The sequence below is a fragment of the Lysinibacillus sp. 1 U-2021 genome, assembly GCF_029916965.1.
GTDB lineage: Bacteria > Bacillota > Bacilli > Bacillales_A > Planococcaceae > Lysinibacillus > Lysinibacillus capsici.
In genome coordinates, this window is the sequence record NZ_CP123966.1 from 1,710,132 (window position 1) to 1,734,190 (window position 24,059).

Consider the following 24,059-nt stretch of genomic DNA (forward strand, 5'->3'; position numbering starts at 1 on the left):
ATGACAAAGGTACTTCAAAATGTACAAATGCTAGATGAACAAGGTGAATTAAAGACAGTCAATATTGCAATGGCAGACGGAAAGATTACGGCTATTGGTCAAGATGTGACTGTAGCAGGTGCAGAACTGATTGAAGGACATGGTTTAATCGTAGCACCAGGCTTTATCGATGTTCATACACATTTACGAGAGCCAGGATTTGAGCATAAGGAAACCATTGCAACAGGTTCGGCATCAGCAGCAAAAGGTGGCTTTACGACAATTTGCGCAATGCCTAATACAAAGCCAGTACCTGATTCGGTTGAAAACATGCAACTCATCAATGGGCTCATTCAGGACAGTGCGGTTATTCGAGTACTCCCATACGGTTCCCTAACAAAGGATATATCGGGTGAGGTTCGAACAAATATTGAAGAATTAAAAGCACATGGAGCAGTGGCATTCTCAGATGATGGTGTTGGTATCCAGCTAGCCTCAACGATGTATGAGCAAATGAAAGATGCGGCCCAGCACGATATGGTCGTTGTAGCGCATTGTGAGGACAACTCATTAATCTATGATGGCGTGATGCATGAAGGAAAGCGTAATAAAGAGCTAGGCCTCCCAGGAATACCTTCCATCTGTGAATCCGTACAAATTGCACGAGATGTACTACTTGCAGAAGCAGCAGGCGCTCGTTACCATGTTTGTCATGTATCGACGAAGGAATCAGTGCGTGCGGTAAGAGATGCAAAGGCTGCGGGAATCCGTGTTACAGCAGAAGTTTGTCCACATCATTTATTGCTAGAAGAGATGGATATTCCATCTGATGATGCTAATTGGAAAATGAACCCACCATTACGCGCAGCTGATGATAAAGATTCTCTACATGCAGCACTACTTGATGGTACAATCGACTGCATTGCAACAGATCATGCGCCACACACAGTAGAAGAAAAATGCTGCGGTATGGTTGGCGCACCATTTGGTATTGTAGGTTTCGAAACTGCTTTCCCACTACTTTATACACAGTTTGTAGAAACAGGAAAGTGGACGTTAAAACAATTAATTGATTGGATGACAGTGAAAGCAGCTGAGATTTTTGATCTGCCATATGGCACATTAGAAGTAGGTGCTTCAGCTGATATGATTTTAATTGATATTCAAAAAGAACAAACGATTGATGCAGAAGGCTTTGTATCAAAAGGTCGTAATACACCATTCAACGGCTGGGTGGCAAAGGGTTGGCCAGTACTAACGATTTTTGAAGGCAATATCGTATATCAGGAGGCAGAGTAATGAAAAAACGTTTACTAGTTTTAGAAGATGGCACAGTATTTACAGGTACAGCATTTGGTAGCGAGCGCGCTTCACAAGGTGAGGTTGTATTCACAACAGGGATGACGGGTTATCAGGAAACGATTTCAGATCCTTCATTCTATGGACAAATTGTCACTTTAACTTATCCTTTAGTTGGTAACTACGGCATTAACCGTGATGACTTTGAATCGATTACGCCAGCAATTCGTGGATTTGTTGTACGTGAATTAGCTAAAAATCCTTCGAATTTCCGCTGTGATTTAACTTTAGATGACTATTTGACATCAAAGGATATCCCAGGAATTGAAGGGATTGATACACGAAAATTAACACGTATTATTCGTAGTAAAGGTTCCGTAAAAGCGATTTTGACAGCTGCTGATGAAGAAGTAAATGTGGATGAAATTGTGGCACAATTACAAGCAACGCCAGCCATTACGCACCATGTTCGTGAAGTATCACCAAAAGCAGCCTATCCATCTCCAGGACGTGGTAAACGAGTTGTTCTAATTGATTATGGAATGAAGCATGGAATTTTACGTGAGTTAAACAAACGTGATTGTGATGTGCTAGTCGTACCGTATAATACGTCAGCTGAGGAAATTTTAGCTTGGCATCCAGATGGCATCATGTTGTCGAATGGACCAGGAAATCCTGAAGATGTTCAAGAAGGCATTGAAACAGTACGTAACTTAATTGGAAAAGTGCCAATGTTCGGTATTTGTTTAGGCCATCAAATCTTTTCTTTAGCAAGTGGTGCGAAAGCCTTTAAATTACCATTTGGACACCGTGGTGGTAACCATCCAGTAAAAGATTTACGCACAGGTCGTACAGATTTAACATCTCAGAACCATGGCTATGCCATCGATATCGAATCATTAAAAGATACCGATTTAGAATTAACACATATCGCGTTAAATGATGGAACATGTGAAGGTGTACGTCATAAAAAATATCCAATTTTCACAGTGCAATATCACCCAGAAGCATCACCAGGTCCAGAAGATTCAAACCATTTATTTGATGAATTCATCGAAATGATGGAAGTAGAAGCAGGGAAGGGGAAACAACATGCCTAAACGTACAGATATTGAAACTATTTTAGTAATCGGCTCAGGCCCAATTGTTATCGGACAAGCAGCAGAATTTGACTATGCAGGAACACAAGCATGTCTTTCATTAAAAGAAGAGGGCTACCGCGTTATTTTAATTAACTCAAACCCTGCTACAATCATGACAGATACAGAAATCGCAGACAAAGTCTATATTGAGCCAATTTCTCTTGATTTTGTATCGCGTATATTACGTAAAGAACGCCCAGACGCGATTTTACCAACACTTGGTGGTCAAACAGGCCTAAATATGGCGATCGAATTAGACAAATCAGGTATTCTAGATGAGCTTGGAATTGAAATTCTAGGTACTAAATTAGATGCCATCCATAAAGCGGAGGACCGTGATTTATTCCGTAATTTAATGTATGAGTTAGGAGCTCCAGTTCCTGAATCTGATATTATTCATAACTTAGATGAAGCGAAAAGATTTGTTGCAAAAATTGGCTACCCTGTCATTGTTCGACCTGCCTTTACACTTGGCGGTACAGGTGGCGGTATTTGCTACAACGATCAAGACTTAGAAGAAATTGTGACATCGGGTTTAAAATATTCCCCTGTAACGCAATGTCTATTAGAGAAATCAATCGCAGGCTATAAAGAAATTGAATACGAAGTAATGCGTGATGCAGCTGACAATGCCATCGTTGTATGTAACATGGAAAACGTTGACCCAGTAGGGATTCATACAGGTGACTCAATCGTTGTTGCACCAACGCAAACACTATCTGATCGCGAAAACCAAATGCTACGTAATATTTCACTCGATATTATTCGCGCTTTAAAAATTGAAGGTGGCTGTAACGTACAGCTTGCACTTGATCCATATAGCTTTAATTACTATGTGATTGAAGTAAATCCACGTGTCTCTCGTTCATCTGCGTTAGCATCAAAAGCAACAGGTTATCCAATTGCTAAGCTAGCCGCTAAAATTGCAGTAGGCTTAACGTTAGATGAAATTAAAAATCCTGTAACAGGTTCAACATATGCTTGTTTTGAGCCTGCACTGGACTATATCGTAGCAAAAATTCCTCGTTGGCCATTCGATAAATTCGAATCTGCTAAACGTAATCTTGGTACGCAAATGAAAGCTACTGGTGAAGTAATGGCGTTAGGTCGTACTTTTGAGGAAGCTATGCTAAAAGCGGTTCGTTCTCTTGAGACAGGTCAAGTACACTTAGAGTTAAAACATGCTGAAGAAAATTCAGATTCTTGGATTGAAAAACGTATTCGCAAGGCTGGGGATGAACGTCTATTCTTCATCGGTGAAGCTTTACGTCGAGGTGTAACAATTGAACAAATTCATGAATGGTCAGCAATCGATCTATTCTTCTTAAATAAATTTAAAAATATTGTGGATATGGAACAAACGCTTGCTGACAATAAGAATGACAAAGACGTACTACGAACAGCTAAACGTTTAGGCTTTGCAGATAAGAAAATTGCTGAGCTTTGGGAAACAACACCAGAAGAACTGTATGCTTATCGTAAAGAGCATGGGATTATGCCAGTTTATAAAATGGTGGATACATGTGCAGCAGAATTTGAATCAGAAACACCATATTTCTATGGCACATATGAAGACGAAAATGAATCGATTAAGTCTGAAAAACCTTCTGTGGTGGTACTAGGTTCAGGTCCAATCCGCATTGGCCAAGGTGTAGAATTTGACTACGCCACAGTACACTCAGTTTGGGCGATTCAAGAAGCGGGTTATGAAGCGATCATCATTAACTCAAATCCAGAAACAGTGTCAACAGATTTCTCAATTTCCGATAAATTATACTTTGAACCATTAACAATTGAGGATGTTATGCATATTATCGACTTAGAACAACCAATTGGTGTTGTTGTTCAATTCGGTGGTCAAACGGCTATTAATCTTGCTGATAAATTAGCTGCTAATGGCGTGAAAATCTTAGGTACGTCTCTTGAGGATATTGACCGTGCAGAAAACCGCGATAAATTTGAGCAGGCGCTACGTGAATTAGATATTCCACAACCTCAAGGAGAAACAGCAGTTTCTACAGAGGAGGCTCTTGCCATTGGTGAGCGTCTAGGCTTCCCAGTGCTTGTTCGCCCTTCTTATGTACTTGGTGGACGTGCAATGGAAATTGTTTATAACCAAGAAGAATTACAGCACTATATGGAAAACGCGGTAGAGGCATCTCCAGATCATCCAGTATTAGTAGACCGTTACTTAACAGGACAGGAAATTGAAGTAGATGCTATCTGTGACGGTGAGAATGTGTTAATACCAGGAATTATGGAGCATATCGAGCGTGCAGGAGTTCACTCTGGTGACTCAATCTCTGTTTACCCACCGCAAAAATTAACACAGGCACAAAAAGATACATTAGTTGACTATACAACTCGTCTTGCGAAGGGGCTAGGCATCATCGGCTTAATGAACATCCAATATGTCATTTCACAAAACGAAGTATTTGTTATCGAGGTGAACCCACGTTCATCACGTACAGTACCGTTCCTAAGTAAGATTACAAATATCCCAATGGCTAATATTGCAACAAAAGCAATCCTTGGCAAATCCATTGTAGAGCAAGGCTATCCAACAGGCCTAGCAGCTGAGCAAAGAGGTGTATTTGTAAAAGTACCAGTGTTCTCATTCGCTAAATTACGACGTGTAGACATTACATTAGGACCTGAAATGAAATCTACTGGTGAAGTAATGGGGAAAGATGCAACATTAGAAAAAGCTCTTTATAAAGGCTTAGTTGCAGCAGGTATGGAAATACGAACAGAAGGTACAGTATTATTCACTGTGTCTGATAAAGATAAGGAAGAAGCGATTGCATTAGCAAAACGCTTCTCAACAGTAGGCTATCGCATTGTAGCAACAGAAGGTACAGCAAAAGCATTTGAAGCAGCAGGTGTACGAACTGATGTAGTAGGCAAGATTGGGGCGAAAGGACAAACATTGATTGACCTTATCCAAAATGGGGAAGCTCAGCTTGTTGTCAACACTTTAACAAAAGGCAAGCAACCAGCTCGTGACGGCTTCCGAATTCGTCGTGAGTCTGTAGAAAATGGTGTACCTTGCCTAACATCTTTAGATACAGCAGAAGCAATGGTACGTGTTATCGAATCTATGACATTTACAGCAGAACAAATGCCAAAAGCGGAGGTAGTACACTAATATGATACGTCAAGAGAAAATGACGGTCGTCTCTCAAAAGCAAATTGCGACAAACATTTTCGAACTGACACTTCATGGTGAACTGGTTCAGGAGATGACTCCTGGCCAGTTTGTCCATGTAAAGGTGTCGGATTCACTGGAGCCGCTTTTACGTCGACCAATTAGTATTGCAAATATTGATAAAGACAACAATGAGTTTACAATGATCTATCGTGCTGAGGGGCGTGGTACGAAAGTTCTGGCAACAAATCGAGAAGGTCAGCTGGTCAACGTACTTGGACCAATTGGGAATGGTTTCCCAGTAGAAGCGGTGCAGGAGGGAGGTACTGCACTACTAGTTGGTGGTGGCATTGGTGTCCCTCCATTACATGAGCTAGCCAAGCAATTGAATGCTCGTGGTGTGAAAACAATCCACGTCTTAGGCTTCCAAACAAAAGACGTCTGCTTTTATGAGGATGAATTTAGTGCACTTGGTGAAACGCATTATGTTACGGTGGATGGCTCGAAAGGCACAAAAGGCTTTGTAACAACGGTTTTAGAGTCGCATGCTCCTGAATTTGATGTTTTTTATTCCTGTGGCCCCTTACCAATGTTAAGGGCATTAGAAGGCTTTTATCCTGAAAAAGAAGGCTATTTATCATTTGAAGAGCGTATGGGCTGTGGTATTGGAGCTTGCTTTGCATGCGTATGTAAAACAACTGATCAAGTTGAAAAAGACTATGTTAAAGTATGTTCTGATGGTCCAGTTTTCCCGAAAGGAACGGTGGCACTATGAGTCGTTTAACAATTCAAATACCAGGCTTAGATTTAAAAAACCCTATTATGCCAGCTTCAGGTTGCTTTGGCTTTGGTCGTGAATATGCACAGCTTTATGATTTGTCAAAACTAGGTGCTATCATGATTAAGGCAACAACGGTCGAAACGCGTGCAGGTAACCCAACGCCACGTGTTGCCGAAACAGCGGCGGGGATGTTAAATGCCATTGGTCTACAAAATCCAGGCATTGAAAAAGTGATGAATGAGGAATTAAAATTTTTAGAGGATTATGATGTACCTATCATCGCGAATGTTGCTGGAACAGAGACGGCAGACTATGTGGAAGTAGCACGCCGTATTTCAGCAGCACCGAATGTCAAAGCATTGGAGTTAAATATTTCTTGTCCAAACGTGAAATGTGGTGGTATTCAATTTGGAACAGATCCTGCTACAGCACGCGAGCTTGTCAAGGCTGTCAAGGCTGTGTCAGAAGTGCCAGTCTATGTGAAGCTATCACCAAACGTGACGAACATCGTTGATATTGCCCTAGCTGTTGAAGCAGGTGGAGCAGATGGTATTACCATGATTAATACATTGGTTGGTATGCGTTTAGATGAGCGTACAGGTAAGCCAGTCATAGCTAATGGCACAGGTGGACTATCTGGTCCTGCTGTAAAACCTGTAGCAATACGAATGGTTTATGAGGTGTACAAGGCTGTCAATATTCCGATAATTGGTATGGGCGGTGTAACGGAAGCACAGGATGTCATTGATTTTATGTCCGCAGGTGCTTCAGCTGTAGCAGTAGGAACAGCTAACTTTGTTGACCATTTCGTTTGTCCAAACATAATTGAAGAATTACCAGCAAAGCTGGATGCATTAGGTGTAGAACATATAACAGAGATTATTGGAAGGAGCCATCGTTGATGAATACGAAGCCTATACTAGCTCTAGATTTTCCAGGAGAAAAAGAAGTATTCGATTTCCTTAAAAAGTTCGATGAGCCTCTTTTCGTGAAAATTGGAATGGAATTATATATGCAAGAGGGACCTGATATCGTACGCAAAGTAAAGGAGTTAGGTCATGATATTTTCCTTGATTTAAAATTACATGATATCCCGAATACAGTAGGCTCTGCGATGAAGGGTCTAGCAAAATTAGGGGTAGATTTAGTCAATGTCCATGCTGCAGGCGGACGTCCTATGATGGAAGCAGCTCTAGAAGGACTTGAAGCAGGAACACCAACAGGCAAACAACGTCCTGCACTAATAGCCGTTACTCAATTAACATCTACAACAGAAGAACAAATGCAAGCAGAACAAAAAATTGCTCTTTCATTGAAAGAGTCTGTCCTACACTACGCAGGGCTGACAAAGGAAGCAGGTTTACAAGGTGTTGTTTGCTCTGTCCATGAGGCTAAGGCGATTGCTGAGGTGTGTGGAGATGAGTTTCTACGTGTCACACCTGGAATTCGTTTAGCTGGTGGTGCTGCACACGATCAAAAACGTATAGCAACACCTGATGGGGCAAAGCGTGATGGTTCATCACTCATCGTTGTGGGCCGTGCTGTAACAGGTGCACAGGATCCAGTAGCAGCATATAAAATCGTAAGTGAATTATGGGAGGCATAAATTATGACATTACAAAATGAAATTGCACACGCTATGTTAAAAGTTGGAGCTGTAGAATTAAATCCTACAGAGCTATTTACATGGGCATCTGGTATTAAATCACCTATATACTGTGATACACGCTTAACAATTTCCGATCCAGTTATTCGTAAACAATTAGCAAATGGTTTAGCCTCTGTCATCAAAGAAAACTTCGGAGCGACAGAAATTGTAGCAGGAACAGCTACAGCAGGTATCCCACATGCGGCGTGGGTAAGTGATATTTTAGAATTACCAATGGTTTATGTACGCTCTAAAGCGAAGGAGCATGGCCGTGGTAATCAAATTGAAGGAAAATACGCAGCAGGACAAAAAGTAGTGGTTGTGGAGGATATCGTCTCTACAGGTGGTTCTTCCATTACAGCAGTAGAAGCATTGCGTGCAGCAGGCTGTGAGGTGCTTGGAGTTGTTTGTGTTTACACATATAATCTTCCACGCGCTGAACAAGCATTTGATGAGGCTGGCATTCAATACGTATCATTAACTAATTTTGATTATCTGATTGAAGCAGCAAATGAATCAGGCGCTATCAAAGAAGAAGATATTCCATTCTTAAAAGAGTGGCATGGAAAATTAAAAGCTGGAGAATTGTAAAAGTAGTAGTAAAACATAGAGTTACTGGAATATAAAAGAGAGCAAATGCATAGAAACAACTATCGATACTTTTGTTGATAGTTGTTTTTTGTGTTTTTTCGACGTAGTCAAAGGAAAATAAACTTTATTAACTTTTAAGAGAAGTATGGCCTATAGATTAAAGAAATTGTAAAAATAATTTATTTTTTTAATGTAATATAAAACACTTCATTTGTTTAGTGCTTTAGTAAATAAAATTATTCGTTAATAATAATTAGGAAAATTTAGTATCATTCTATGAATTAAATAAACAATAAAAATCCTTTTATAATCATGTTTTCCAAATAAAAGTAAATTTTGACATAGTATGTGTGGATCAAATGAGTAGGTTATTATTATTTTAATAAAATAAAAAAATGATACTTTAGGCAAATAAAGTTGAAAATGAACTAATATTCAGTATGCTAAAATCTAAAGCATCCAATCTGAAATGGTATAGTTGTATGGATTATTTTGTATGTAATATTATAAGAATTGTAAAAATTCACTTGATTAAATGTATTATTTCCAGATAAAATAGCATTACGCCTAATTGTCAGAATATTATATACCGATCCAGTTACTATTACATTTGGAAAATAGGGTCAATTTTATGTAATGAAGATGTACTCTTTAAAATTTGGTGTTTTTTTTAGGTAATATAATTTTGAAATAGGTTTAACATCTTATGATCTAATTTTTCGGAATATTGAATCTTATGAGGGAAGCCAAAAGCTAATTTCTATTTACATCTTTTACTTAAAGAATACATTTTAGACATATGTTTCTGTTGCTTACATAAAGGATGTAGTGATTTTTAGTAAAAAAATTAAAGGTGTGATATTAAATGAGCTTAATGTTAGAAGTGAAAAACCTTAAAACTGGTTTCGATATAGATGGGGATATCTATCATGCTGTTGATGATGTTTCTTTTTCAGTCAAATCAGGTCAAATTATTGGGGTAGTTGGAGAATCTGGATGTGGAAAAAGTGTCATGTCACTTTCAGTTATGCAGCTTCTTCCAAAAGGGATTGGCAAAATCACAGGCGGAGAAATTAAGTTTGAAGGAAAAAACATCGAAAATTATTCTAGCAATGACATGAATAAGATTAGAGGAAAAGATATCAGTATGATTTTCCAAGAACCCATGACATCATTAAATCCCGTTTTTACAATTGGTTCACAAATACAAGAGATTATCTTAAATCACTCTAAAATCTCAAAGGCTGAGGCTAAAAGTAAAGCAATAGACTTATTAAAACAAGTCGGCATACCCAGAGCGGATCAAATTGTAGATGAGTATCCTCACCAATTATCTGGTGGAATGAGACAAAGGGTTATGATTGCCATTGCCATTGCATGTCAACCTAAACTATTAATTGCAGATGAGCCTACTACGGCACTTGATGTGACGGTGCAAGCTCAAATCTTAGAGCTATTAAAGACAATTCAAGCAAAAAATGATATGTCCATCGTACTTATTACACATGATTTAGGCGTCGTAGCCGAAATGTGTGATGAAGTAATTATCATGTACGCGGGGAAAATTGTAGAAAAAACAAATGTAGATAATTTGTTCCACAATCCGCAGCATCCTTATACAAAGCTATTAATGGCTTCTATACCAAGAATCGATGAGGAAGTTGAAAAGTTAACGACCATTCAAGGGATTGTACCTTCATTGAAAAATATGCCCCAAATAGGTTGTCGTTTTGTGGATAGATGTCCTTCAGCTATGCCTGATTGTAGCAAGGTTACGCCGCAACTTTCCTTTATAGATGATGGACATGAGGTATCTTGTTTACTTTATGAAAGTTGCGATACTAGAAAGGGTGTGAGCTGACAGCATGAATGAAACAAGCGTAAAACAAAAAAAGGATAACTTATTAGAAATAATTGATTTGAAAACATATTACCCAATCAAAGGTGGCTTCTTAAGGCATACTGTTGGTCATGTAAAAGCAGTGGATAACATTTCTTTTTCTATTAAAAATGGCGAGACATTAGGGTTAGTTGGAGAATCGGGTTGCGGAAAATCGACAACTGGACGGACAATTTTAAGATTATTAGACTCGACGGATGGAAAAATTATCTTTGATGGTAAAGATATTACAAACTTGAGAGGGAAATCTTTAAGAGATATACGAAAAGATATTCAAATGGTATTTCAGGATCCATACGCATCTTTAAATCCTATGCAAATGGTAGGAAGCATTGTTGCAGAGCCAATTATGAATTTCAGTAACAAATCATTGAAATCATTAAAAGGCGAGGTAATGGAGCTATTAAGAAAAGTCGGCTTACCTGAAGATGCCTATTATAAATATGCTCATGAGTTCTCAGGTGGTCAGCGCCAGCGTATTGGTATTGCTCGGGCACTTGCACTTAGACCAAAGCTTATTATTGCAGACGAGCCTGTTTCAGCCTTAGATGTATCAGTACAATCACAAGTTCTTAATCTATTAAAAGAACTTCAGGATGAGTTTGATTTAACATTCCTGTTTATCGCACATGATTTAAGTGTGGTCAAGCATATGAGCGATCGAATTGGCGTGATGTATCTAGGAAATATTGTAGAAATAGCTGATAAGGAACATATTTACGATGAGCCATTACATCCTTATACACAAGCATTGATCTCTGCAATACCTGTGCCAGATCCGAGAAAGAAAAATAGTCGTATTGTTTTAGAGGGAGATATACCGAGTCCTGCTAATCCACCGTCAGGCTGTCCATTCCATCCAAGATGTCCAAAGGCAATGGCAGAATGTTCATTATCTAAGCCAGCTTTAAAGGAGGTGAAGTCGGGGCATAGTGTTGCTTGTCATTTATATTAAAAACTAAAAACGGAAAATAGTTATTGACAAAAATAAAATTACGGGGGGAAAAAAATGAAAAAATCAGCATTATGGTCATTTATGCTATTGCTAGTTATGGCATTATTTTTAGCTGCATGTAATAATGACTCATCAAAAACAGAGAAGGAAAATGAAAAGGATACAAGCGGGGATACAACGACAACAACAGATGAACCTTCTACAGAGGGTGGCATCGTAACATATGGTACAGATGTTGCACCTGAAGGCGTATATGATCCTGCTTATTCAGGTAGTATTGTAGACAGCTATATTCAAAATTTCACAATGGAAGGTATTTATGATGTAAATGATGACTTAGAATATGTTCCAAACTTAGCTTCATGGGAAATTAGTGAGGATAAATTAACGTATACGTTTACATTCCAGAAGGGTGTAAAATGGCATAATGGTGAGGAATTAACAGCTGATGACTGGGTTTTTGCTTTAGAAACTCTTGCGCATCCTGATTATGCTGGACCTCGCTACAATTATGTTGAGGGAATTAAAGGTGCCAAAGCTAAAAAAGAAGGTAAGGCTGACAAAATCGAAGGTATTGAAGTAGTAGATCCATACACTGTAAAAATCACTTTTGAACAAGTGAAAATTAATAATTTAGAAAATCTATGGTCAAATCCAATGCCGAAGAAACATTATGAAGGTATTGCTGTTAAGGATTTAGAGGAGTCAAAGCAAGTTCGTGAAAATCCTGTTGGCTTAGGGCCATTTAAGGTGAAAAAAGTTGTAGATGGAGAATATTCTGAATTAGAGCGTTTTGATGATTACTGGAAGGGCAAACCACAGCTTGATGGTGTTATTGTAAAAGTAATTGACCCATCATTAGCAACTGGTGCATTCCAAAATGGAGAAATTGACATTATGGATATTAGACCACAATCCGTAAAAGAATTAGAAGCATTAGGCAATGTACGTATTGAAGAAACTAATGGTGTGGGCTATTCATACATCGGACTTCGTTTTGGTCATCGTGATAAAGCTACATTAAAAAATGTGGCAGATTTTGATAAATTTAATGCAAAAGAATTACGTCAAGCATTATTATATGCAATTAACCGTCCAGCAATGATCGATGCTTTCTTAGAAGGAAAAGCAACAGTTGCCAACACTGTGATTCCAACTACTTTCTGGACTGCTGCACCAGAGTCAGAACTAAACCAATATGAATTCAACCCAGAAAAAGCAAAAGAGCTATTAGCATCTGCAGGTTATGTAGATAAAGATGGTGATGGTTTCGTAGAAGATCCAAAGGGACAACCATTTAAAATTTCATTTGGTCACTATGCAGGTTCAGCAGCATTTGAAGGACGTGCACAAGCAATTGTTCAATCTTGGAATGATATTGGTGTGAAAACAGAATTAGCGACAGGTAGTTTAATTGAGTTTAACTTATATAATGATATGAAAGATAATGATGATGCAGCTTTAGAGGCATTCTTCGGTGCGTGGAGTACAGGTGCTGATCCAGATCCATCAGGATTATGGGGTAATGACGCTGAGTGGAACTATGGTCGTTGGGTAGATCCTAAAAACCAAGAATTATTGGATAAAGGCTTAAGTGAAGAAGCATTTGACAAAGACAAACGTATGGCAACATATGTTGAATGGCAAAAATACTTCAACGAAGAATTACCTGCACTTCCTTTATGGGAAAACTTAGATTTATATGGTATTAATAACCGTTTACAAGGTGTTCATGTCAACGCTGTTGGCTTCCAAACGGATGTTTATAAATGGCATATTAAAGAATAAGCTAATTTGTACTTTAATTCTTGCTAACTAAGTCCTTGAAAAGAGGACTTAGTTAGTAAATTTATAGATAAGGAGACGTTACATGCTTCAATATACACTTCGACGACTACTTGGCATGATCCCATTGTTACTCCTTATTTCGTTGGTGGTATTCTTTTTAGCGAAAATGATGCCAGGAGATGCATTTGCTGGTGAAATTGATCCTTCTAATACGAATCCACAATATATCGAAGAAATGAGAGAAAAATTAGGCTATAACGATCCTATTATCCAGCAATACGGTAGATGGATTGTTAATTTTATGCAAGGGGATTTTGGTAAATCAACTGTTTATAAGAAACCAGCAGTAGAAATTATTGCGCAGCGTATACCTAATACCATATTTTTAGCTTTAACATCGTTAATTTTTACCTACATATTTGCATTTATCATGGGCATGTATGCTGGTAGAAAACCCTATACACTTGGGGATAATTTGATTGCAACGTATAATTATCTAGCTTTAGCCATTCCGTCATTTGTTGCGGGAATTGTAGCCATTTACTTTTTCTCGTTCAAGTTAGGTTGGTTCCCATTTAACGGATCTGTTGGTGTAGGGCTAGAGCCTGGAAATTTGGACTACTATATAAGTAGATTCCACCATGTTTTACTACCTGCGCTTATATTAGGATTGATGGGAACAGCATCCTATACACAATTTTTGCGGAATGACATTATTGAAAATAGTAGAAAAGATTTTGTAAGAACTGCGAGAGCAAAGGGAACAAAAGAATCGAAAATTTATAACAAACATATTTTACGAAATTCTATTATTCCTCTTATTACGTTCCTTGGGTTTGATATCGCAACATTAATTAGCGGTGCAGTAATAACAGAAACGATCTTTACGTATCCTGGAATAGGTGCTCTCTTCCTTGAATCAGTTGGAAGAAGGGATTATGCAGTCATGATGTCGATCACAATGTTACTTTCGTTTTTAACACTTTTTGGAAATTTAATAGCGGATTTATTATATGGTGTAGTAGATCCACGTATTAGATTGGATTAAGGAGGGGGAAATATGACATTGGTAACGGATCAAGAAGTTTTAACGCCAAAATCGCCAAAGAAAAGCCCCTCGCCATGGGTAATTGCGAGACGAAAGTTCTTTAAAAATAAACTAGCCTTGATTAGCCTTATATTTCTACTGATCGTTATTATCTTATCGTTTCTAGCACCATATATTACAACTAAAGATATTGTCCGGGTTGATTTTACCCAAATAAGTAAACCACCATCTAGTGAAAATTGGTTAGGAACAGATACAAATGGACGAGATGTGTTTACAAGAATGCTCTATGCTGGTCGATCCTCCTTAACAGTAGGATTAAGCTGTATGTTCTTTATTGTTTTAATTGGAACTACAGTCGGCGCTATTTCAGGGTACTTTGGTGGAAAAATAGATCAAATACTCATGAGATTTACAGATTTTATCTTAATGTTTCCATTTATGATTTTTGTAATTGTTTTAAATCAAATTCTAATTGGAAAAGTATCTGGTCTATGGACTTTGATTTTTGTTATCTCACTATTAATGTGGGGATCAGTTGCAAGGATTGTACGAAGTAGAGTGCTTGCTGAAAAGGAAAATGAGTATATATTAGCAGCTCAATCAATAGGATGTAAATCATCAAAGATTATTATGAAGCATTTACTACCTAATGTTGCTTCGACGATTATTGTACAAGCAACATTGCTGATGGCTGTAACAATCGTCGCTGAATCTGGTTTAAGCTTTTTAGGGTTAGGCGTACCAGCAGATACGCCAAGTTGGGGGAATATGCTGTCCGAAGCTAGAAACTCAGAGGTATTAAAGGAGAAGCTTTGGATGTGGGTGCCTCCTGCAACAGCTATTACGCTAGTAATTTTGTCCATTAATTTTATCGGGGAAGGCTTAAAGGATGCATTAAATCCAAAATCCAGAAGGTAATCAAAAAATGGATATTAAATAAGTGACAAGAAAATAGGGCACCTTTAAATGTAAAAGTAATCACATTTAAAGGTGCCGAATTTTATAAAGGATAATAGTTTAATACATAGTAATATTGATTGTCCTTACAGAGACCATAGAGACCTGGAAATAATGTTTTGAGAGCAACTATTATGGTCTAATCACACAAGGCTTTGGACTGTGGCATGGACCAGGATAGGCAGATGCTGTGGTAGAACCAACACTAATTAATACGATTGTAAAACAACATGTAGCAAGAAGAAGTTTCATACTTTTTTTCATTGGACTACACCCCTTTATTCGTGTTAACTCTATCATAATATATTCGGGAAATTATTTAAACTAATTTTACAAAAATGGTATTTATTAACTATTTATTTTGTGTAAAATAAAAGAGTGAAGGGAATTAGAGTCTACTAAAAGGTTGTAAGTTTATTTAGGTTTCATTGACGGGGATATTGGGTAACAAAGAAGTAAATAAAAAAACTCCCATCACAGTTTTTGTACTGTCGATAGGAGTTATAGCTTTTAGCGATTACCAACCCAAGTTTTTACTAGATCAGCAGTACCATAAACATAATGCTGGTCACCTACTTCATGGTAGGTTGCACTTTCGTCAACCTCTGTATGCTTGTACTGAATACGTTGACGGCGCTTCTCTGACATTGGATCAGGAAGTGGGATAGCTGATAATAAAGATTTTGTATACGGATGAACAGGGTGATTGTAAATATCATCTGCTTTACCGATTTCCATGATTTTACCACGGTACATTACAGCAATACGGTCACTGATGTATTTTACCATAGATAAGTCATGGGCAATGAAAAGATATGTTAAGCCACGTTCTTTTTGTAATTCTTTTAGTAAGTTTACAACTTGTGCTTGGATCGATACGTCCAGAGCAGAAATTGGCTCATCGGCAATGATGAATTTCGGGTCTAGGCTTAATGCACGTGCAATTCCTATACGTTGACGTTGACCACCAGAGAATTCGTGCGCGTAACGATTCGCGTGCTCTTTGTTTAAACCAACAGCTTCAAGTAACTCTTGGATTTTTGCACGACGTTCTTTTTTATCCTTGTAAAGGCCATGAATATCAAAGGCTTCTCCAATGATCTCACCAGCTGTCATACGAGGGTTTAAAGAAGCATAAGGATCTTGGAAAATCATTTGCATTTGACGGTTAAATTTCTTTAACTCATTTTTAGATTTTTTTCCATGGACATTTTCACCATCGAAAACAATCTCGCCACCTGTAATATCATATAAACGAATAATTGAACGACCAGTTGTTGACTTACCACAACCTGATTCACCCACAAGACCAAGTGTTTCACCTTCGTAAACATCAAAGCTGATACCATCTACAGCTTTAATAGGATTACTTGGCGAACCAAAATGCTGCTGTAAATTTTTGATTTCAAGAATTTTTTTCGCACCAGTTTTAGTCATTTTCTTGTGCCTCCTTTGCTAAATACCCTTCAATACGTTTAGCAACCGCATCTGGAAGAGGAATCTTTGGTGCATCAGGATGCAACAACCAAGTCTTTGCAAAATGTGTTTCGCTTACTTGGAACATTGGTGGCTCTTGTTCATAATCAATCGCCATAGCATACTCGTTACGAGCTGCAAATGCATCACCCTTAGGTGGATTTGTAAGATCTGGTGGTGAGCCTGGAATGGTACGTAATAGCTCATCAGTATCATTATCTAAATCTGGCATTGAACCAAGTAGACCCCATGTGTAAGGATGCTTTGGATTATAGAAAATATCATTTACAGTACCATATTCAACGATTTGTCCAGCGTACATTACTGCTACACGGTCAGCGATATTCGCCACTACACCTAAATCGTGTGTAATGAAAATGATAGATGTTTTCGAGTTTTTCTGAATTTCTTTCATTAATTCTAAAATTTGCGCTTGAATGGTTACGTCTAGAGCTGTTGTTGGCTCATCTGCAATTAATAGCTTAGGATCAGCTGCAAGGGCAATGGCAATAACAACACGTTGACGCATACCACCTGAAAATTCATGTGGGTATTGGTTATAGCGTTTTTCAGGGAAGGGGATACCTACCTGTGTTAAAAGCTCAATCGCACGTTTTTTCGCTTCATTTTTAGAAACTTTTTTGTGTTGCAAAATTACTTCAGTTATTTGACGTCCGATCTTCATTGTTGGGTTCAAACTTGTCATAGGATCTTGGAAAATCATTGCAATTTCATTTCCGCGTACTTTAGACATTTCTTTATCAGTTAATGGAACTAAATCACGACCATTAAATAAAATTTGTCCTGACTCATAAATACCAGGTGGCTGTGGAATTAGTTTCATTAATGCATTACTCGTAACACTTTTACCAGAGCCTGATTCACCTACTATAGCGAGTGTTTCACCCTCCTTTAAATCAAAGTTAACACCACGCACAGCATGGACAAGCCCTGCATAAGTTTTAAAGTTAATTCTTAAATCTTTTACTTCTAGAACTGTTTTACTCATTTTGGCCACCTCCTTATTTACGTAGTTTTGGATCTAGAGCGTCACGTAAGCCGTCACCAACTGCGTTAAACGCAAAGATTGTTAGTGAAATAAATACCGCAGGGAAAATCAAGCGCCATGGGGCATTCGCAATGGCTTTATTACCATCAGAGGCCATTGTCCCCCAAGAAGCTGTTGGAGCAGGCACCCCAAGACCAAGGTAGCTTAGGAATGATTCGGTGAAAATAGCAGATGGAATTGTTAGCGTCATCGTTACTAAGATTGCACCAAGGGCATTCGGTACCAAGTGTTTGATAATTAAATGGCCTGTACTAGCACCTAATGTACGAGCAGCAAGAACATACTCTTGATTTTTAATAGATAATACTTCACCACGAACGATACGAGCCATGTTAATCCATCCAGTGATGGACAGGGCAATAATCATAGGAATTAAACCAGGTTGCATAACAACTAAAAGTACGATTACTACTAAAAGGTAAGGTACTGCTGTTAAAACGTCAGCAATACGCATCATGATGTTATCAACGCGACCACCTGCTAAGCCTGAAATACTTCCCCAAATAACACCGATAATTAAGTCAATAATCGCTGCAGCAATTCCGATAAATAGGGAAATACGAGCACCTTCCCAAATACGAACGAAAATATCACGACCAAGGTCATCCGTCCCGAACCAAAATTGTGCAGATGGTGGTGCATTGAAAACACCCAGTTGATCACTTGATTTATACTGAGAAAACATTGGTACGAATGTAGCCATTAAAATAACAATGATTAAAATGATTACCCCAATGATGGCTAATTTATTATGAGAGAAACGGAGAAATACTTCTTTCCAAAAGGAGACTGATTTGTCAGCTAACTTATCCGTTGCTTCATGATTGCCACCAACAATTTTAAATTTATCTTTTTCAATTTGTTGCTGTGTCATTATTTTTTCGCTCCTTTCAGTTTAATACGCGGGTCAATCACGCTATATAGAATATCAACGATTAATACCGCAAATAAAAGGATGATGGAATAGAACACCGTCGTACCCATAATGACTGTATAGTCACGGTTTGTAATACTTTGAACGAAGTGTTTACCAAGTCCAGGAATAGCGAAGATTTGTTCAACAATGAAACTACCTGTTACAACACCAGCTGTTAATGGACCAAGGTATGTTACGACTGGTAGAAGGGCATTTCGTAATGTATGACGGAATACGATTGTCCATTTTCCAATACCTTTCGCACGAGCCATTTTTACATAATCACTATTGTTTTGTTCAAGCATACTAGAACGTGTTAATTTTGCAATAAAGCCCATGTGAGAGAAAGCGATTGCAAGAGCTGGCAATATACTATAGACGAAGCCCTTCCAGCCACTAATCGGGAACCAGCCTAGCTTGAAGGCTAGGAAATACTGCATTAAACCTGCTAAGATAAATGAAGGTACTGATATACCGAGCACCGCAAAGGACGTTGCCAAATAATCCGGGAACCTATTATGATATAGCGCGGAAACTACGCCAATTAATACACCGAATCCAACTGCTAATAGCATAGCTTCAATCCCTAATGTTAATGAAACAGGGAAACTTTCAGAAATCATATCATTTGTAGAACGCGCTTTATATTTCATTGACTCACCGAAATTGAATGTGGCCGTATCGATTAAATAATCTTTATATTGTATATACCAAGGGTTATTTAATCCATACGTTTCGTTTAACTTCTCCTCAATTTGAGGTGGGAAATTACGTTCACTCGCAAAAGGACTACCAGGAGCGAGACGCATTAAGAAAAACGTAACCGTTACGATGACGAAAAGCGCGAGAAGTATATACATCAGCCTTTTCAAAATATATTTAATCACATAAAACTCCTCCTTCTATTTGTCAATTTTCAGACAAATATATGCCTTCGTATTTTAAAAAGAGCTGACTCGTGCCGAAGTGGCTACGAGGCAGCTCTTCGCTGTAGAGCTAAATAAGCGAAAGGTTGTTGATTATTTCTCTACTTTAACCTCTTTAAGAGAGATGTTACCAAGGATGTCTGCCTTCATATCTTTCACATAATCTTGTACTACAGAAAGGTTCGTGTAGTAGTAGATTGGAACAACTGGGAACTCAGAAACAGCAATTGCTTCAGCTTGTTTTAAAAGCTCAAGACGCTTGGCTGGATCTGCTTCTGTATTAGATTGATCTAATAATTTTTTGTATTCTGCATTTTCCCAACCTGTATCATTGTTACCGTTTGCAGCAGTGTCATACATTTCTAAGAAAGTATAAGCATCGTTGTAGTCACCAACCCAGCCCATACGGCCAACTTGGTAATCTAATTGGTTAAGTTTTTCTAAATATACTTGCCATTCAGAGTTATCAAGACTTACAGTGATACCAAGGTTTTTAGTCCAGCCCTCTTGAACGAATTGTGCGATAGCAGCGTGTGCTTCACTTGTGTTGTAAGAAAGGTTAATTTTAATATCTGCTGGGTTTGTAATTCCAAGTTCTTTCATACCAGCTTCAAGTGCTGCTTTAGCACCTTCGATATCATTATCTTTGTAGTAACCACGGTCTTCTTCAAAGCCATGAACTGCGATAGGAACCATACCTAATGCAGGTTTTTGCTCACCTTTAGTAACATTATCAATTAAAGTTTGACGGTCAACTGCTAATGCTAACGCTTTACGGATGTTAGCATTTCCAGTGATTTTATCTTTTGTATTTAGCTTGTACCAATAAACAGAAGCTTGGTCTTCAATACGTAATTTCCCATCTGCTTTGAATCCATCGATTGAGTCAAGTGCCACAGATTGGAAAGGTGCCCCTACATAATCAAGTTCTCCAGCTTTGAAGCTTGTAGCTACAGTTGTTTCAGATTCAACCATACCGATATTAACAGTCTCTAAAGAAACTTTATCAGCATCCCAGTATTCTGGGTTTTTCTTTAATACGATTGTATCATTGTGTCTCCATTCAGCTAATGTGAAAGGACCGTTTGTAACAAAGTTTTCACCAGCATCTGTGTACCACTCATCATTACCTTCAACTACTTTTTGGTTTAATGGTGCATATGTTTTGAATGCTGTTAATTCTAAGAAGTAAGGTGTTGGATTTTCTAAAGTTACTACTAATGTTTTTTCATCTTGAGCTTTAACGCCTACATCATCAGCAGAACCTTCACCGTTGTTATATGCTGTAGCACCTTTAATTGGGTAAAGGATTGAAGCATATTCAGAAAGATTGTCTGGGTTTAATGCCCATTTCCAAGCGTATTCGAAGTCACCAGCTACTACTGGATCTCCGTTTGACCATTTAGCATCACGTAATTTGAACGTGTATGTTTTTAAATCTTCACTAACTTCCCAGCTTTCAGCAGCAGCAGCAACTGGACGAGCGTCTGCATCAAGTGTTGTTAATCCTTCAAAAGTATTTGTAAGAATAACACCAGAAGTTGTATCTGTTGCTAATGCAGGATGAAGTGATGGTGGCTCAGAAGCTACAGCTACATTTAATTCGCCGCCTGAAGTTGTTTCAGAAGAACCTGAATCTTTTTCATCGTCTTTTGATTTGTCAGACGAATCTCCACCGAAGCCACATGCAGCAAGTACTAAAGAAAATACTGCAAGGACTGTTAGTAATAAAAACTTTTTGTTTTTATTCATGTGAATCCCCCTTATACAATTTTTAAGCCTTTTGTGAAGCTCCTATTTAATATACCAAAAAAATCATTGTGTACAAAATAAAAAAGATTCGAATTTATATAGTATTATCTGACATTTAGGAGAATAATAAATTTTTCCGATTTATCACGCTAAAGAGGCGAAGTGTATATATATTAAAAATTTGATATTTACTTATTCTGAATATCAAAAATAAAGTAAAAATAAAAAAATGATTTACTATACGGAAAATTCCTATTTTTTTGATAATATTATCGATATTTGAAAAATGAATCAAAAGTCATGGATGTAATACCTTGAGGAATTTGTATAGATTTGTAGAAAATCTATGTAAAACTCAGTGAATTAGATTCTTTTACAGGCAATTTCTTGTAATTTATTATCGCAAAACATGAATATTTTTATCTATTAATGATATATAAGAAACTTGTTTTGTATTTTTCTAGGATTATCCATTTGTGGGGAAGGAAAAGAAAAAAATGAGCATTTGTATGAAAAAAGGTACCCATACTAAGAAAAAATTGGATTTAGTGACAAGCTAGTTTACGAGATTAAGTTTTTTTGAAATAATTTTAGAGCTAGTTGTATATACATGCATATATGCAGTTGGTTACTGTTTTATTCATCAGTCAAAAAAGAAAAGAAATGCTTCATTTAGCCTTATATTCTTTCTCAGAGAACCGTTTAAATCGTATTGTTTTTTTGAGGATGTCATTTGTCTTACTGAAGAGGATTGATAATGCAAATAATTACTAAAAATCAGTTTATTCATCGAATGAAAACGTTAACAATAGCTATTCAAAAGGATATTCTTCCGCATTTTAAGTGGTGTACTATGAAAAAAATATAAAAAAACAGTGCATCCCAACTATAAAATGCACTGTTTTCTATTTAAAGTTTAAATTGATTGATTTGATTCTGTAAATCTAAGGACTTTTCACTTAGATCTGCGGCAACTTGGTTTACTTGTTGTACTGTTATAGATTGTTCTCTTGTTGCTGAAGCTACAATTTTTGTATTATCCGCGCTCGTTGAAGCACCATGGGCGATTTCTGCAACGGATGCTGCAACCTGTTCAGCGCTAGCTGAAATTTCTTCAGAGGTAGCTGATATATCTTCTATCTGATCTGTCATCGTATTAATTGCTTTCACAATTCCTTCAAAGGCTTGTCCTGCATGTCCAATGATTTTAACGCCCTCTGTGACAGAATGAAGTCCATCAAAGACAGCTTTTTCTACATTATGTGTATCCTGTTGAATATCTAGGGTTAAGGCAACGATTTGGTTGGCGGATTGTTTTGATTCCTCAGCTAACTTACGAACCTCATCTGCTACTACCGCAAATCCTTTGCCATGCTCTCCAGCTCTAGCCGCTTCAATGGCTGCATTGAGTGCCAATAAATTTGTTTGATCGGTAATGGCTGTAATAACTGCTGTGATCTGACTAATTTCATCTGACTGCTTACTCAATTTTTGAACAAGATTATTAATCGTTTGTGTTGATTCATGGATGACGTTCATTTGTTGCTGAGCTTCTTCTACCGTCTCGTTTCCATTTGTTGCTAATTCAGAAGTTGTTATAGCGTTTTGATGTAGTTGTTGAGTTGCCTCAGCTATTCGTTGAACACCTACAGCCGTTTCATCCATTGCGTGTGCGCTTTCGTTAGCTGCAACTGTAGCTGTCACTGCAGCATCAGCTGTATCATTAATCCGTATTGTAATTTCATCAGCAGTGGCAGTAATTTCTTCAGTTGAGGCAGAAAGTTCCTCTACTGAAGCTGTTAAATGCTCCGCATTGTCCTGTATATGCGTTAATAAATTTTTCAGATTACCCTTCATGGCATTAAAAGATGCTGAAAGCTGACCAATTTCATCTTTTGATTGATGGGTAATATCTGGATGAATTAATTCACCATTAGCTACATGGTTTGCTGCCAGAACGACAGATTTTAAAGGGCGTGAGATTGTTCGTTGTATATAGAAAATAAGGAAAATACCTAGAGCGATACCAATAATGATTGCGATAATGGAAATAAGTTGGGAATTAAACACAGCCTGTTTAGATTCTTTTGTCACAATATCTAGTTGTTCCTTTTGATAGGTTCCAATTTTATCGGATACATCTTGTATACCTTTATTAGCTTGTTGTACTTCACCATTTACCTTCTGCAAAGCACCTTCTAGATTACCAGCTTCAAATAGAGCTATTGCTTCGGTTGCTGCCTTGTTAAAAGTATCATTATAAACTTTTAATTCCTGTGCATATGTTTCCATTTCGGCTGAATTCGATTTTTCAATGATTTCTTCTACATGTGTGTCGAGCATACTTGCATATTTTGAGAAACTCTCTTTGTTAGCAGGTTTGTCTTCGATGATGATGGCACGAATGAAAAGACCTTGCATAGCCATTTCGTATTGAATATCATCTGCTAATTCTACAAGGGCAACATGTCCTTCTAATGCATTTTCAATCTTTTTTTCAATGTTTGAAAATAACAGGAACATAATGAACAAAGAAATGATTAATGTGAGAATAATTGCAAAGAAACCAAAGCTTAATTTTTTACCTACAGACATATAGATACGCCCTTTCCTTAAATGCTCTATAAAATTTTTTATACTTTAATTTAGCGTTTCTCAGTAGTAGAAGTCAATATTCGTTG

18 protein-coding genes are annotated in these 24,059 nt (G+C 37.6%); 12 read left to right on the plus strand and 6 right to left on the minus strand.

Going from position 1 to position 24,059, the window contains the following annotated elements; genetic code table 11:
• The 12 genes from QH639_RS08755 to opp4C all read left to right on the plus strand — a co-directional run bounded on the left by QH639_RS08755 (position 1) and on the right by opp4C (position 15,200).
• Entirely contained in the window at positions 1-1,278 is a 1,278-nt protein-coding gene (locus QH639_RS08755) for a dihydroorotase (RefSeq protein ID WP_131521613.1), read from the plus strand.
• Complete coding sequence (gene carA / locus QH639_RS08760) at positions 1,278-2,378, plus strand: glutamine-hydrolyzing carbamoyl-phosphate synthase small subunit (RefSeq protein WP_016994256.1); 1,101 nt, start codon at positions 1,278-1,280, stop codon at positions 2,376-2,378. Before QH639_RS08755 ends, carA begins: the two co-directional genes overlap by 1 nt.
• On the plus strand, positions 2,371-5,568 hold the full coding sequence (carB, locus tag QH639_RS08765) for a carbamoyl-phosphate synthase large subunit (RefSeq protein WP_115673784.1): 3,198 nt from the start codon (positions 2,371-2,373) through the stop codon (positions 5,566-5,568). Before carA ends, carB begins: the two co-directional genes overlap by 8 nt.
• Position 5,569: 1 nt before the next feature.
• A complete protein-coding gene (locus tag QH639_RS08770; RefSeq protein WP_004227355.1) occupies positions 5,570-6,343 on the plus strand; it encodes a dihydroorotate dehydrogenase electron transfer subunit in 774 nt (257 codons plus the stop codon).
• Entirely contained in the window at positions 6,340-7,251 is a 912-nt protein-coding gene (locus tag QH639_RS08775; RefSeq protein WP_131521611.1) for a dihydroorotate dehydrogenase, read from the plus strand. The genes QH639_RS08770 and QH639_RS08775 overlap by 4 nt, the downstream gene beginning before the upstream one ends.
• The gene (pyrF, locus tag QH639_RS08780) at positions 7,251-7,955 is read left to right on the plus strand and encodes an orotidine-5'-phosphate decarboxylase (RefSeq protein ID WP_237899585.1); all 705 of its coding nucleotides are present in this window, start codon (positions 7,251-7,253) and stop codon (positions 7,953-7,955) included. The genes QH639_RS08775 and pyrF overlap by 1 nt, the downstream gene beginning before the upstream one ends.
• A gap of 3 nt (positions 7,956-7,958) precedes the next feature.
• Entirely contained in the window at positions 7,959-8,588 is a 630-nt protein-coding gene (gene pyrE, locus QH639_RS08785; protein WP_016994265.1) for an orotate phosphoribosyltransferase, read from the plus strand.
• Between the two features lie 865 nt (positions 8,589-9,453).
• Positions 9,454-10,449 carry an ABC transporter ATP-binding protein gene (locus QH639_RS08790; RefSeq protein ID WP_281115958.1) on the plus strand — a complete coding sequence of 332 codons (996 nt, stop codon included), beginning with the start codon at positions 9,454-9,456 and terminating at the stop codon, positions 10,447-10,449.
• A gap of 4 nt (positions 10,450-10,453) precedes the next feature.
• A complete protein-coding gene (locus QH639_RS08795) occupies positions 10,454-11,443 on the plus strand; it encodes an ABC transporter ATP-binding protein (protein ID WP_237899587.1) in 990 nt (329 codons plus the stop codon).
• Positions 11,444-11,497: 54 nt separating this feature from the next.
• Entirely contained in the window at positions 11,498-13,231 is a 1,734-nt protein-coding gene (gene opp4A / locus QH639_RS08800; RefSeq protein ID WP_237899590.1) for an oligopeptide ABC transporter substrate-binding protein, read from the plus strand.
• Positions 13,232-13,313: 82 nt separating this feature from the next.
• Positions 13,314-14,279 (plus strand): oligopeptide ABC transporter permease, encoded by a 966-nt coding sequence (gene opp4B, locus QH639_RS08805; protein WP_016994271.1) that lies wholly within the window; start codon positions 13,314-13,316, stop codon positions 14,277-14,279.
• Positions 14,280-14,291: 12 nt separating this feature from the next.
• Positions 14,292-15,200, plus strand: coding sequence for an oligopeptide ABC transporter permease (gene opp4C / locus QH639_RS08810; protein ID WP_048395389.1), 909 nt, complete (start codon positions 14,292-14,294; stop codon positions 15,198-15,200).
• A 549-nt stretch (positions 15,201-15,749) separates the two neighbouring features.
• On the opposite strand, the gene QH639_RS08815 is transcribed toward opp4C, so the two are convergent.
• The 6 genes from QH639_RS08815 to QH639_RS08840 form a co-directional block, all read right to left on the minus strand.
• Positions 15,750-16,676: an ABC transporter ATP-binding protein gene (locus QH639_RS08815; protein WP_131521606.1), complete on the minus strand. Its 927-nt coding sequence runs from the start codon at positions 16,674-16,676 to the stop codon at positions 15,750-15,752.
• Positions 16,669-17,724 carry an ABC transporter ATP-binding protein gene (locus tag QH639_RS08820; protein ID WP_281115959.1) on the minus strand — a complete coding sequence of 352 codons (1,056 nt, stop codon included), beginning with the start codon at positions 17,722-17,724 and terminating at the stop codon, positions 16,669-16,671. The genes QH639_RS08815 and QH639_RS08820 overlap by 8 nt, the downstream gene beginning before the upstream one ends.
• A gap of 13 nt (positions 17,725-17,737) precedes the next feature.
• Entirely contained in the window at positions 17,738-18,658 is a 921-nt protein-coding gene (locus tag QH639_RS08825) for an ABC transporter permease (RefSeq protein ID WP_131521604.1), read from the minus strand.
• Positions 18,658-19,587: an ABC transporter permease gene (locus tag QH639_RS08830; protein WP_131521603.1), complete on the minus strand. Its 930-nt coding sequence runs from the start codon at positions 19,585-19,587 to the stop codon at positions 18,658-18,660. Before QH639_RS08830 ends, QH639_RS08825 begins: the two co-directional genes overlap by 1 nt.
• A gap of 132 nt (positions 19,588-19,719) precedes the next feature.
• A complete protein-coding gene (locus QH639_RS08835; RefSeq protein WP_237899592.1) occupies positions 19,720-21,378 on the minus strand; it encodes a peptide ABC transporter substrate-binding protein in 1,659 nt (552 codons plus the stop codon).
• A 909-nt stretch (positions 21,379-22,287) separates the two neighbouring features.
• Entirely contained in the window at positions 22,288-23,973 is a 1,686-nt protein-coding gene (locus QH639_RS08840) for a methyl-accepting chemotaxis protein (protein WP_131521601.1), read from the minus strand.
• Between the last annotated feature and the right edge of the window lie 86 nt (positions 23,974-24,059).